Source organism: Saccharopolyspora taberi (assembly GCF_039534165.1).
Taxonomy (GTDB): Bacteria; Actinomycetota; Actinomycetes; order Mycobacteriales; family Pseudonocardiaceae; genus Saccharopolyspora_D; species Saccharopolyspora_D taberi.
Genome location: NZ_BAAAUX010000004.1, coordinates 1 through 12593, shown reverse-complemented (window position 1 = coordinate 12593; position 12593 = coordinate 1). Strand labels below are relative to the sequence as shown.

The following is a 12593-nucleotide window of genomic DNA, read 5'->3' as shown; positions in this document are numbered from 1 at the left end:
GACGTGCGGCACCGCGCAGGCGGTGCCGTCGCTTTCCGAAAGGAGCCCGCAACCTTCCGGGAGAGCGCTTCAACTGTTTGTTTAACGGGACGTTAGTGAAGCGCCCAACCGAAGTCAAACAGAATTTCCGCTATTGTTCGGATCTGGTCCGAACGTAGGCGCGCCGATTGCGTTGTTCGGGGCATCACTTGGATTGCAGCCGGTCGTTGCGCGCGCTGAAGGAACGCCCGAGCTCTGCCACCTCGCGCTCCATCTTCGGCACCAGCTTGCGCAGCGTCGGCCGCATCAGCCACGACACCGGCTTCGAGGCCGGGAGGTTGCGCAGCCAGTGCATGAGCATGATCGCCCTGGGCACGTAGATGCGGCGGGCGCGGCGCTCCACCCCGTCGGCGAACGCCTTCGCGCACTTCTCGACGCTGGTGGTCGCGTGCATCGGCCACGGCAGCGCCTTGCGCATCTCCCGGAAGCTGCGCAGGTCCGACGAGGCCTCGCGGACCAGGTCGGTGTCGATCCACGACGGGTGCGCGCTGCCGACCGCGACCCCGAGGTGCGCGACCTCCGAGCAGAGCGCGCTGGCCAGCGCCTCCGCGCCCGCCTTGCTCGCGGTGTAGGCGGCCATCCCGCCGACCGGGGTGAACGCCGACAGCGACGACACCACCAGCACGTACCCGCGCCGCTCGATCACGTGCGGCAGCGCCGCCCGCGCGGTGTGGAACACGCCGTTGATGTTGATGTCGATGGTCCTGGTGAAGGCTCGCGGGTCGTGGTTGCGGACCGTGCCGAACGGCGCGACGCCCGCGTTGGCGATCACCACGTCGATCCCGCCGAGGACCTCGACGGTGTGCGCGACCGCGGCCTCGATCGAGCCGGGGTCGGTGACGTCGGCCTCGAACCAGGTGTGGCCCTCGCCGAGCTCGGCGGCGACCGCGCGGAGTTCGTCGGGCTCCAGGCCGACGAGCGAGATCCGCGCACCGCGCCGGGCGAGCTCACGCGCGGTCTCCGCGCCGATTCCCCTGGCGGCGCCGGTGATCAGAACGACCTGGCCGGACGGCTTCGGCATGCGAACTCCCTCACCTCAAGTTATCTACTCGACAGTAGCTTACTCGCGGTAGGTTATTCGGGGAAGACCTCGGCACCGGTCAGGACGCCCGCGGAGGCGGGGGCAGGCGGCTCAGAAGATCCCGCGGAGTCCGGCGAAGGGGCTCACGGTCCGGAAGTTCGCGTGCCCGTCGGGAAGCTCCCGCGCCTCCAGCGACCACGTCATCGGGTGCGGCACGAGCACGGCGCCCAGCCCGGCCTCCAGCGCGGGCCAGATGTCGGACTTCGGGGAGTTGCCGATCATCCAGGTCTCGTCGGCCGCCAGCTCCCGGTCGCGGACGAAGTCCAGGTAGACCGGCGTCTCCTTCTCCCGCACCACCGCGATGTCGGCGAAGAACCCGGCCAGCCCGGACGCCTCGATCTTCCCGGTCTGCTCGGCGAGGTCCCCCTTGGTCAGCAGGAACAGCCGGTGCCGCTCCGAGAGCGCGCGCAGCGTCTCCAGCACGCCGTCGATGACCTCGACCTGCTGCGCGCGGATCGGCGCGCAGGCCGCCCGCAGGACCTCCAGGTCCTGTTCGGACGGCTCGCCCCGCAGCTTCGCCAGGCACTCGCCGAGGCTGCGCTCGAAGACGTCCACGCCGTACCCGTGCTCGACGACGTTGACCGTCTCGATCTCGTCCAGCGCGGCGCGGACCTGCTCCCGGCTCAGCGTCGGATGCGCCAGGTGGTCGATGAACCGCTCGACCGCCCGCTCGAACAGGACGTTGTTCTCCCACAAGGTGTCATCGCCGTCGAAGATGAGGTTGCGGTGCAAGGTGATCTCCGTTCGTCTGGGACCGACGAGGTTACTGGCGGCCGGTCGCAGGACGCACTGGAGAAAACCCGAGGAGACCTTCCATGACCGATGATCCGGCCGCTCCGAGGTCGGCCGATCTGCGCAGGCCGAACGCGGCCCGGATGTACGACTACTACCTCGGCGGTTCCAGCAACTTCGAGGTCGACCGGGCCGCCGCCGACGCGCTCATCGAGCTGATCCCGCGGACCAGGGAGGGCGCGCGGGCCAACCGCTCCTTCCTGGCCAGGGCGGTGCGGTTCTGCCGCGAGCAGGGCGTCCGGCAGTTCCTCGACCTGGGTTCGGGCATCCCGACCGTCGGCAACGTGCACGAGATCGCGCAGGCCGACGACCCGGAGGTCCGGGTGGTCTACGTCGACCACGAGCCGGTCGCGGTGGCGCACGGGCGGCGGCTGCTGCGGGACAACCCGGCGACGATGTTCGTCCTGGCCGATCTGCGCGACACCGGGGAAGTGCTGACCCGGGCCGCCGAACTGCTCGACTTCAGCGAACCGGTCGCGGTGCTGATGGTGGCGGTGCTGCACTTCGTGCCCGGTGCGGAGGCCGGTGCCGCGCTGGCGGCCTACCGTGAGGCGGTCCAGGAGGGCTTCCTGGTGCTCTCGCACGCGACCGTCGAAGACCCGTCGCTCGACGTCGACGCGCTGATGAAGACCTACGGCAACACCGAAACCCCGTTCTGCCCGCGATCCCGCGAGGAACTGGAAGGACTGCTCGCGGGCTGCGAACTCGTGGAACCGGGGCTCGTCTACGCGCCGGAGTGGCGGCCGGACATCCCTTCCGAACACCCGGAGCGCAGCGGCTTCTACGCCGCGGTCGCGCGCTTGACCCTCCAGTAACGGGAGACGGCAGCGTTCGCATCCGATCCGACGAGAGGGTTGCGATGCGACGGTTTTTCCTGATCCTGCTGGCGTTGTTCGTACTCGGAGGCTGCTCGCGAGCTTCCCCGCCGCCACCGGCGCTCGACGTCGGGGCGGACGGCCTGTCGATCGACGAACCGCTCGACGTGTCCGTCAGCGGCCTCGTGCCGGGCTCGGCGGCCACGCTCTGGGCCCGGATGGTCGACGACGAAGGCAAGTCCTGGACGTCGTGGGGCACCTTCGCCGCCGACCGGACCGGCCGCGTCGACCCGTCCGAGCACGCGCCGTCCGGCGGCTCCTACCGCGGGGTCGAGCCCGACGGCCTGCTCTGGTCGATGCGGTTGCCGGACGGGATGGCGGTTTCCGACCCGCGCCCCGCGCTCGGCAGCGGGGAGGTCCGGCTGACGATCGGAGTCGACGTCGACGGGCGGACGCTGGTGCGCAAGCCGCTGGTCCGCCGCCTGCACGCGCCCGGGGTCCGGTCGTTTCCGGTGGCCGAGGACGGTCTGGTGGCCGACCTGTACCTGCCGCCGGGACCGGGGCCGCATCCCGGCGTGGTCCTGCTCGGCGGTTCGGAAGGTGGCAGGCCGAACCCGCGGCTGGCCAGGCTGCTGGCCGGACGCGGCTTCGCGACGCTCGGCCTCGCCTACTTCGGCGTCGAGGGCCTTCCGCCTGCGCTGGGCCGGATCCCGGTCGAGTACGGCACGCGCGCGGTGGACTGGCTGCGGGCGCGGCCGGAGGTCGGCGACGGGCAGGTCGGCGTGGTCGGGATGTCCAAGGGCGGGGAGTTCGCGCTGCTGCTGGGATCGTCCGCACCGCACGTCGGCGCGGTGGCTTCGGTGGTCGGATCCGGGGTGGTTTTCCCGGGAATCCAGGCCGCGGGGTCGTCGTGGACCAAGGACGGGAAGGACGTGCCCGTGGCCCCGGGCAACGGCGGGAGCCCGCTGGCCGGGATCGCCCCGCTGCTGCACGGACGTCCGGTGCGGTTCGGCGGCGGTTTCAGCGGGTTCGTGAACTCCGCGACGCCGGAGCAGCGCGAACGCGCGTCGATCCCGGTGGAGCGGATCAACGGGTCGGTGCTGCTCATCTCGGGCGAGCGGGACGAGATGTGGCCGTCGCCGCGCCTCATGGGCATCGCCGCCGACCGGCTCGGCGGGCGCGCCGAGCACGTCGTCCAGCCCGGCGCCGGGCACTTCATCCTCGACGTGCCGAACCTGCCGACCAGCTACACCACGGCGTTCCCGCTGGTGCCCGGCGTCGTGTGGGCCGAGGGCGGCGGGACGCCGCAGGCCAACGCCCGCGCAACGGCTGACACGTTCCGGCGCGTCGTCGAGCTGTTCCGCGCGAACCTGGGAGGGGAGCGATGAGAAGCGTGCTCTTCGGCGTGTCCGGCGCCCTGCTGATCGGGATCACCGCTCTGCTGGCCGGATATCCGCTGCCGACCGCCGCGGGCGCGGTCGGGTACGCCGGGCTGGCCGTGGCTTTCGCCGCGGCGCACCGGTGCCGGAGCCGGATTCCGCTGTGGCTGCTGGGAATCACCGCCCTTGTCGTGGTCGCGGGGGAGCTGTTCGCGCCCGGGCAGCGGATCGCCATCGATGGCGTCCGGCTCGGCGAAGGTCCGCAGTGGATAGCCGGGATGGTGGAGTCGTGGCCACGGTTGTTGCTGTGGTCGTGCGTGTTCCTGCTTCCGCGACCGGTTCTCGTCGCGGCCGTCGGTACCGCGCTCTGCCTGATCCGGGACGCTCCCGCCGGATTGCTGGCGTGGGGCGTACCCGGGCACGTGTTCACCACGGCGCTGGCGGTCTTCTTACTGGTGCGCCGCGGGCTCGTCCTGCCGGTGCTGGTGGTCGCGGGCGGGATGATCGCGGCCGGGATCGAGGCGCGCGTGATCTCGGTCGGCACACCGACCGAGATCCACCTGGCGCTCTGGCCCGCCTACCTCGCGCTCGCCGCCGTGGCAGGCGGCCTGGAAGCGCTGACCCGGCGGACGTTCCGGAAGGCCTGAAAAACGACGGCGGCCGGTGCGCGGAACAAACCCACACACCGGCCGCCGCCGGAGAAACTGTCTTTGGCGCTAGGACCAGTCCCGTTCGCTTGTATGGGACTCCGAAGCGGCAGGACCGCTTCGGTCAGCCCAGAGAGCGCAGCTGCTCCAGCTGGGACTGCTGCGACGAAACCACCCGCTCCGCGATCGAGCGCAGCTCCTTCGCCGAACCCTCCTCCATCTCGGACCTGGCCAGCGCCAGCACCGACTCGTGCAGCCGGGTCATGGCCTGCGCCCACTGCTGGTCGAAGGCGGGGCCCTGCGCGTTGGAGAGCTGCTGGACCTCCTGCTGGGTCAGCACGGCGTCGGCCTCGTCGCCCGGCTCGGTGTCCTCCGGGGCGCTGCCCGACTGCTGGCCCGCGGTCGAGGCCAGCCAGGCGTTGACCGCGTCCAGCTCCGGCTGCTGCGCCTGCTGGATGCTGCCCGCGACCTGCTTGACCTGGGCGTTGGTGCTCTGCTCGGACGCCAGCTCGGCGAGCTCCAGGATCTGGCCCTGCTGCGCGAGGAACTGCCGGGCGAACTCCTGGTCCGTGGTGCTGTGCTCGGCGCTCCCGTGCTCGGCGCCTCCGTGCTCGCCGTGCGCCTGCGCGGTGGCGGGCGGCGGCGTGCCCGGCGCGGGCGGTTCGGGACTGGGCTGTTCGCCCGACGAGCAGCCCGCGAGTGCGAGACCGCCGGCCAACACGGCGCCGATGATCGTGCTCCTCCGCACGTGCTTCCCCTCCAGGTGTCGTGGTCGTCGTCCCGGGCGGCCCACTAGGTCGTCCGGCGCGCGTGCGCGCGGGTGTTCGCCGTCCGGGCGGCGGACCCTCCTGGTCCGTAGGCTAACCCTCGCCGCATCGGCGGCCTCCGGCGACACCGGCGGGCCGGGCCCGCGGACGCCGGGTTGTCACCTGGGTCTCACTGCGCGTGACCCCGCCGCAGGTGATGAATAGGGTGACTACGGCCCGGCCGAGCTCCTGTGCGGAGGCCGGACTAGTATCCGCAGACGGCAGCGATCGTGTGCTCGTGCCGCGTGCTGCCGTCTGCCGGCCCGCCCGGGTCCGGTACGGAATTCGTCGAGGCAGTGCAGGAGGCACCGTGACGGCCGTCGCGCCACAGCCGATCGCCACGCGCCCCTATCCGGTGCGCAAAACGGTCAAGGGATCTTTCCTGGCGCGGATGTTCCGCACCACGGACCACAAGCAGATCGGCATCCTCTACCTGGTCACGTCCATCGCGTTCTTCCTGGTCGGCGGCCTGATGGCGATGCTGATCCGGGGCGAGCTGGCCGTTCCGGGGATGCAGTTCCTCTCGCAGGAGCAGTACAACCAGCTGTTCACCATGCACGGCACGATCATGCTGCTGCTGTACGCGACCCCGATCCTGTTCGGGTTCGCCAACTACATCCTGCCGCTGCAGATCGGCTCCCCGGACGTCGCGTTCCCGCGGCTCAACGCCCTCGGCTACTGGCTGTACCTGTTCGGCGGCCTGATGGTGGTCAGCGGCTTCCTGCTGCCGGGTGGCGCCGCCGACTTCGGCTGGTTCGCCTACACCCCGCTGTCGGACGCGCTGCACTCGCCGGGCCACGGCGCCGACATGTGGATCGCCGGCCTCGCGGTCAGCGGTCTGGGCACCATCCTCGGTGCGGTCAACATGATCACCACGGTGGTCTGCCTGCGGGCCCCGGGCATGACGATGTGGCGGATGCCGATCTTCACCTGGAACATCCTGGTGACCAGCATCCTGATCCTGATGGCGTTCCCGATCCTGACCGCCGCGCTGTTCGGCCTGATGGCCGACCGGCACCTCGGTGCGCACGTCTTCGACCCGGCCAACGGCGGCGTGATCCTCTGGCAGCACCTGTTCTGGTTCTTCGGCCACCCCGAGGTCTACATCGTCGCGCTGCCGTTCTTCGGCATCGTCTCCGAGATCTTCCCGGTGTTCAGCCGCAAGCCGCTGTTCGGCTACAGCGGTCTGGTGCTGGCGACCATGGGCATCGCGGCCCTGTCGGTCGTGGTCTGGGCGCACCACATGTACGCCACCGGCGCGGTGCTGCTGCCGTTCTTCGCGTTCACCACGTTCCTGATCGCGATCCCGACCGGCATGAAGTTCTTCAACTGGATCGGCACCATGTGGAAGGGGCAGCTGACCTTCGAGACGCCGATGATCTTCAGCGTCGGCTTCCTGGTCACCTTCCTGTTCGGCGGTCTCACCGGCGTCCTGCTGGCGATGCCGCCGGTCGACTTCCACGTGTCGGACACCTACTTCGTGGTCGCGCACTTCCACTACGTGCTCTACGGCACGATCGTGTTCGCCACCTTCGCTGGCATCTACTTCTGGTTCCCGAAGATGACCGGCCGGATGATGGACGAGAAGCTGGGCAAGCTGCACTTCTGGCTCACCTTCATCGGCTTCCACGGCACGTTCCTGGTGCAGCACTGGCTGGGCAACGAGGGCATGCCGCGCCGGTACGCCGACTACCTGGAGTCCGACGGGTTCACGCTGCTGAACACGATCTCCACGATCGGCGCCTTCATCCTCGGCGCGTCGATGCTGCCGTTCCTCTACAACGTGTTCAAGAGCTACCGCTACGGCGAGATCGTCACGGTCGACGACCCGTGGGGCTACGGCAACTCGCTGGAGTGGGCCACCTCGTGCCCGCCGCCGCGGCACAACTTCACCGAGCTGCCCCGGATCCGTTCCGAGCGCCCGGCGTTCGAGCTGCACTACCCGCACATCGTCGAGCGGATGCGGACCGAGGGGCACATGACCCTCACCGGCAAGCCGATCGTGCACCACGACAAGAAGAAGGCCGTCGCGGCGGAAGGCGCGGGCGACCCGAAGTGATTTGCGCGCTAGCCCGCCACCGCACAGCTGTGCGAGGCTGGGTCTAGCTCGACGACGAGCCCCGGCAGGCCGATCGTGGTCTGGCGGGGCTCGTCGCATGTCAGCGCCGCCTGATGAGAGGGAGCCACGTGAGCACGTCCGACGCGACCACCGTGCTGATCACCGTGACCGGGAAGGACAAACCCGGTGTCACCTCCGTGCTGTTCGCCGCGCTCACGCGCCACGGCGTGGACATCGTCGACGTCGAGCAGGTGGTGATCCGGGGTCGGCTGGTCCTGGGCGTGCTGGTGTCCACCGAGCGCGATCCGGAGGAGCTCCAGGAGGCGATCGAGCAGGCGATGGCCACGATCGCGATGATTGTTGACGTGGAGATCGGCGCGGAGGACGGCGACCCGGCCAAGCGCGCCTCCACGCACGTGGTGGTCGTGCTCGGGCAGCCGGTCACCGCCCGGCAGTTCACCGCGGTCGCCCGCGGGCTGGCCGACGTCGGGGTCAACATCGACTCCATCCGGCGGGTCGCCGACTACCCGGTGACCGGGCTGGAGCTGCTGGTCAGCGCCCCGGACGACGGCGACGTGGACACGGTGCTGACCTCGGCGATGGCCGACCTGTCCGCCGAGATCGGGGTCGACGTCGCGGTCGAGCGGGCGGGGCTGTCCCGGCGGGCGAAGCGGCTGGTGGTCTTCGACGTCGACTCGACGCTGATCCAGGGCGAGGTCATCGAGATGCTCGCGGCCAAGGCGGGCTGCGAGCAGGAGGTGCGCGAGGTCACCGAGCAGGCGATGCGCGGCGAGCTGGACTTCGAGGAGTCGCTGCGCCGCCGGGTCGCGGTGCTGGAGGGCCTGCCGGAGTCGGTGCTCGACGAGGTCGCGGCCGAGCTGGAGCTGACGCCCGGGGCGCGGACCACGATCCGCACGCTGCGGCGCCTCGGGTACCACACGGGAGTCGTCTCGGGCGGCTTCACGCGGATCATCGACCAGCTCGTGGACGAGCTGGGGCTGGACTTCAGCGCGGCCAACGAGCTGGAGATCGTCGACGGCAGGCTGACCGGGCGGGTGCTGGGCGAGGTCGTGGACCGGCCGGGCAAGGCCCGGGCGCTGCGCCGGTTCGCCGAGTCGTTCGGGGTGCCGCCTGCGCAGTGCGTCGCGGTCGGCGACGGCGCGAACGACATCGACATGCTGTCCGCGGCCGGGCTCGGCGTGGCGTTCAACGCCAAGCCCGCGCTGCGCGAGGTCGCCGACACCGCGCTGTCGCACCCGTTCCTGGACGCGGTGCTGTTCGTGCTCGGCGTGACCCGCGCCGAGGTCGAGAGCGCCGACGCCGAGGACGGCGGCGTGCGGCGGGTTCCGCTGGAAACCCTGGGAGCTTGAGGTTCCGCTGCTCGGGACGAGCTGGGGATGGTCCAAGAGCCGGTCGGGGATAATCGGAACCGTGTTCGACGTCGCCGCTGTGCTTGATCCGCTGGTCGCCCGCTACGCCTCCTGGCACGCCCTGCCGGAGGCGGCGACCGCGGACACCTCCGACGAGGATCCCGACAACGTCCTGCTGATGCCGATGGTGCTGCGCATCGAGCGCAAGGAGCCGCCCCGGCGGACCGCGCTGCTGGAGGCGGCAGCGGCGGCGGCCATCGCGGTCTGCCTGGACGAGCGCTGCAAGCCCGGTGGCGAGTGGCACGAGCCGATGCACGCCTGGATCTCCGGCCGCATCCGCAAGGTCGCCCGCCGGGCGCGCGGTGCGCACTGGGAGGCGGTGCAGTCGCTGCCGGGGCTGACCGTCGAGGTCGGCGGGGCGCAGGTGCGCGCGTTCCTGCCCGCGCGCGTGGCCGACATGCCCAAGGAGCTGACCCGGTTGCAGATCTCGGGCAGCGAGCTGGAACCGGACGAGCCGGGCGAACCCGGGGACGGGCCGGTCCTGTGGCTGAACCCGGACGTCCCGATGAGCGCGGGCAAGTCGGCGGCCCAGGTCGGGCACGCCACGATGATCATGGCCGCGCTGCTGCGGGCGGAGGGTTCGGAAGCCGCGCTGGAGCAGTGGGCGGCAGGCGGCTACCGCTGCTCGGTGCGCACCGCGGACGAGGAGACGTGGAACCGGCTCCACCCGCGCGACGACCCGGAAACGGCGTGGCGCGAGCGCCGGGTGGGGATGGTCCGCGACGCGGGGTTCACCGAGGTCGACCCGGGAACGGTCACCGTCCTCGCGGAATGGCGCTGAAAACGCCCCCAGACACAGGCTCGCCCGAGAACGTTTTTCGATCTTTCGATCGATAGGTCTGGCGGCCCGTAAGTCGTCAAGGCCATGCGCGTTCTCGGGCAAGTCACCGGGTTTCCCCGGCATCTCTTAGTGTGCCCAGGGATCGATGATCGGTTGCAGAGTCGAAAGTCCCGGTTACCCGTTCCTACCGCCCGCGCGCGGTCGGCGAAGCCTCCACGCGACGCTCGGTGCTGGCGGTAGCAGGGGCCGGATGCGGCTCAGTCGTCGTCGACGCCCCGCGCGGCCAGAGCCTCCCCGAGCTGATCGGCGTGGCGCAGCGTCCGCACGAGGAACGGCACGGCGAACGCCGACAGCGACCGCGTCGCGCCCCGCGCACGCTGCGCCTCACGGGTCTGCGCGGCGATCGACGAAAGCGCCGCCACCGCCTGCAACGTCAGCCCGACGAGCAGCCCGATCCGCTCCGGCCGCAGCCCGAACCGGCCCAGCGGCCGCACGCCGCGCTCGATCGCGGACACCAGGTCGTCGACCCGCGTCGTCAGCGTGAACAGGTTCGCGGCACCGAGCGCGGCCACGAGGCGCAGGCACACCACGGTGGCGCTGTCGAGCCCCAGCAGCCACCACTGCATCAGGAACACGAAGACCAGCACCGGAACCAGCAACCGCACGGCCTGCCAGCACCGCCGACCGGGCACACCCGCGTAGCCGATCACGACCGCGCCCACCGCGATCCCAAGCGCGACCGGCGAATGCAGCAGGAAGATCAGCACCGCGAAACCCAGCAGCGCCAGGAACTTCCACCCCGCGGGCACCGACCGCAGCGGGCTGCGGCCGGGCTCGTGCAGCCCGAGCGGGCTCATACCCCGATCAGCTCCCGGTAGCGGGGCAGCGCCGCCGCGGGCACGTCGTCGGCGACCACGCGGCCCTCGTCGAGCACCACGACGCGGTCGAAGTCGTGCAGCAGCTCCAGATCGTGGGTGACCATGACGACCTGCTGGCGCAGCCCGCCGAGCACCTCGGCGAAGTGGCGCTTGTTGCGCAGGTCGAGCAGCGTCGTCGGCTCGTCGCAGACCAGCACGTCGGGTTCGAGCACGAGCATCGAGCACAGCGCGAGCAGCTGCTTCTGTCCGCCGGAGAGCTGGTGCGCCGGGTGGTCCTCGTACCCGGCGAGCCCGTGCCGCGCGAGCGTCTCAGCCGCCCGCCGCGCCCGCTCCGCCTTCGGAAGTCCCTGCCGCCGCAGGGAGAACGCGACGTCCTCGCCCGCCGTGGGCATCACGATCTGGCTGTCCGGGTCGGTGAAGACGAACCCGACCCGCTTGCGGACCGCGCGCCCGTCGCGCGCCGGGTCGACGCCGTCGACCAGCACCCGGCCCCGCTCGGGGTGCACCAGCCCGTTGATCATCCGCGCGAGCGTGGACTTGCCCGACCCGTTGGCGCCGACGAACGCCACCCGGCGCTCGGGCAGCCGCAGGTCGACCTCGTGCAGCACCGGCCGCGCACCGTAGGAGTGCGCGACCCCCTCGAACTCGATCATCCGACTCGCTCCCACACCGTCGCCACGCCCAGCCCGCCGCCGGACGACAGCGCGGCCAGACCGGTGCGCGGACCGTCCGCTCGCACCATCCGGCTGAACAATCGCACCACCAGGACCGCGCCGGACGCGCCCCAGGGGTGCCCGAGCGCGATGGCCCCGCCGTCGGGGCCGGACGTCCGCTCGTCGATGCCGACCGCGTCCAGGCAGGCCAGCACCTGCCCGGCGAACGCCTCGGTGAACTCCACGACCTCCGGATCGTGCTCGGCGAGCAGCGCCCGCATGGCGGGAACCGCGCCGAGCCCGAGCCTGCCCGGCTCGACGCCGCAGGTCCGCGCTCCGGCCAGCCGCAGGCCGGGCAGCCCCAGCCTGCGGCGGTTGTCCTCGGTGGTGATCACCACGACCGCAGCTCCGTCGCTGATCCCGCACGAGTTCGCGGCGGTGGCGGTGCCGTCCGGGGTGAACGCGGGCCGGAACCGGGCCAGCCGCTCGGGTCCGAAGCCCGGCCGCGGCCGTTGGTCCACCGCGATCCCGCCCACCGGCACCAGCTCGTCGTCGAACCGGCCTTCGGCCTGCGCCGCGACCGCGCGGGCGTGGCTGCGCGCGGCGAAGGCGTCCTGCCGCTCCCGCGGCACGCCCGCCTCGGCGGCGACCAGGTCCGCCGCCGGGCCCATGTCGGGATCGCCCAGCTCGGCGGGTGCGAACGGGGCGCGCGAGTAGAACCGGGGCGGTTCGGTCGGCGAGTCCGGGCGCCAGGCCCGCCACGGCGCGGTCGACGCGCTCTCGACGCCGCCTGCCAGGTACCAGTCACCGGCACCGGCCCGGAGCATCGCGGCTGCGGTCGTGATCGCGCTGAGCCCGCTCGCGCACTGCCGGTCGATCGTCATGCCCGGCACGTCCACGCCCAGGCCCGCGCGGAGCGCGGCGACCCGGGCCGGATTTCCGCCCGGGCCAAGCACGTTGCCCAGCAGCACGTCGTCGACCGGAGGCGCGCCGACGTCGTCGAGCGCGGCGCGCAGCACCGGCGCGGCGAGGCAGTCGGCGGTGAGGTTGCGGAGCTTCCCACCGGCTTCGCCGATCGGCGTGCGTCGCGCGGCGACGACCACCGGGGTCCGGTCCGTCACAGCTGCCTCCCCGCGAACGTTCCGTCCCGCAGCTGCTCGGCCGTGCGCCCGCGCGCGACCTTGCCGGCCGCGGTGCGCGGCAGCGCCGCCGTCGCGAGCCAGCGGCGTGGCC

The 12593-nt window shown here is 71.6% G+C and carries 12 protein-coding genes; 6 read left to right on the top strand and 6 right to left on the bottom strand.

Annotation, left to right across the window (positions count from 1 at the left end):
• Nucleotides 1-184: 184 nt before the first annotated feature.
• Together ABD691_RS04220 and ABD691_RS04215 are read right to left on the bottom strand one after the other, a co-directional pair.
• Nucleotides 185-1060, bottom strand: a complete 876-nt coding sequence (locus ABD691_RS04220; protein WP_344678043.1) for an SDR family oxidoreductase — start codon at nt 1058-1060, stop codon at nt 185-187.
• 111 nt (nt 1061-1171) lie between these two features.
• On the bottom strand, nt 1172-1852 hold the full coding sequence (locus ABD691_RS04215) for an HAD family hydrolase (RefSeq protein ID WP_344678042.1): 681 nt from the start codon (nt 1850-1852) through the stop codon (nt 1172-1174).
• A gap of 83 nt (nt 1853-1935) precedes the next feature.
• Between ABD691_RS04215 and ABD691_RS04210 the strand changes: the two genes are divergently transcribed.
• The 3 genes from ABD691_RS04210 to ABD691_RS04200 are packed head-to-tail and all read left to right on the top strand — an operon-like array spanning nt 1936 to nt 4753.
• Complete coding sequence (locus tag ABD691_RS04210; protein ID WP_344678040.1) at nt 1936-2727, top strand: SAM-dependent methyltransferase; 792 nt, start codon at nt 1936-1938, stop codon at nt 2725-2727.
• Between the two features lie 44 nt (nt 2728-2771).
• The gene (locus tag ABD691_RS04205) at nt 2772-4115 is read left to right on the top strand and encodes an acyl-CoA thioesterase/BAAT N-terminal domain-containing protein (RefSeq protein ID WP_344678038.1); all 1344 of its coding nucleotides are present in this window, start codon (nt 2772-2774) and stop codon (nt 4113-4115) included.
• Nucleotides 4112-4753 (top strand): hypothetical protein, encoded by a 642-nt coding sequence (locus ABD691_RS04200; RefSeq protein ID WP_344678037.1) that lies wholly within the window; start codon nt 4112-4114, stop codon nt 4751-4753. Before ABD691_RS04205 ends, ABD691_RS04200 begins: the two co-directional genes overlap by 4 nt.
• Nucleotides 4754-4877: 124 nt before the next feature.
• Here ABD691_RS04200 and ABD691_RS04195 read toward each other — a convergent pair whose 3' ends face one another.
• Complete coding sequence (locus tag ABD691_RS04195) at nt 4878-5501, bottom strand: DUF305 domain-containing protein (RefSeq protein WP_344678036.1); 624 nt, start codon at nt 5499-5501, stop codon at nt 4878-4880.
• A 368-nt stretch (nt 5502-5869) separates the two neighbouring features.
• Between ABD691_RS04195 and ctaD the strand changes: the two genes are divergently transcribed.
• From ctaD to ABD691_RS04180, 3 genes are all read left to right on the top strand, one after another.
• Nucleotides 5870-7618, top strand: a complete 1749-nt coding sequence (gene ctaD, locus ABD691_RS04190) for an aa3-type cytochrome oxidase subunit I (protein WP_344678035.1) — start codon at nt 5870-5872, stop codon at nt 7616-7618.
• A 128-nt stretch (nt 7619-7746) separates the two neighbouring features.
• A complete protein-coding gene (serB, locus tag ABD691_RS04185; protein ID WP_344678034.1) occupies nt 7747-8988 on the top strand; it encodes a phosphoserine phosphatase SerB in 1242 nt (413 codons plus the stop codon).
• A gap of 61 nt (nt 8989-9049) precedes the next feature.
• Nucleotides 9050-9829 carry a peptidyl-tRNA hydrolase gene (locus ABD691_RS04180; RefSeq protein ID WP_344678033.1) on the top strand — a complete coding sequence of 260 codons (780 nt, stop codon included), beginning with the start codon at nt 9050-9052 and terminating at the stop codon, nt 9827-9829.
• 257 nt (nt 9830-10086) lie between these two features.
• Here the strand turns inward: ABD691_RS04180 and ABD691_RS04175 are convergent, their stop codons facing one another.
• From ABD691_RS04175 to ABD691_RS04165, 3 genes are read right to left on the bottom strand one after another with little or no spacing between them, the layout of a single operon-like run.
• Nucleotides 10087-10686 carry an energy-coupling factor transporter transmembrane component T family protein gene (locus ABD691_RS04175; protein ID WP_344678032.1) on the bottom strand — a complete coding sequence of 200 codons (600 nt, stop codon included), beginning with the start codon at nt 10684-10686 and terminating at the stop codon, nt 10087-10089.
• A complete protein-coding gene (locus ABD691_RS04170; RefSeq protein ID WP_344678031.1) occupies nt 10683-11360 on the bottom strand; it encodes an energy-coupling factor ABC transporter ATP-binding protein in 678 nt (225 codons plus the stop codon). The genes ABD691_RS04175 and ABD691_RS04170 overlap by 4 nt, the downstream gene beginning before the upstream one ends.
• Entirely contained in the window at nt 11357-12481 is a 1125-nt protein-coding gene (locus tag ABD691_RS04165) for a thiolase family protein (protein WP_344678030.1), read from the bottom strand. The genes ABD691_RS04170 and ABD691_RS04165 overlap by 4 nt, the downstream gene beginning before the upstream one ends.
• Nucleotides 12482-12593 lie beyond the last annotated feature (112 nt).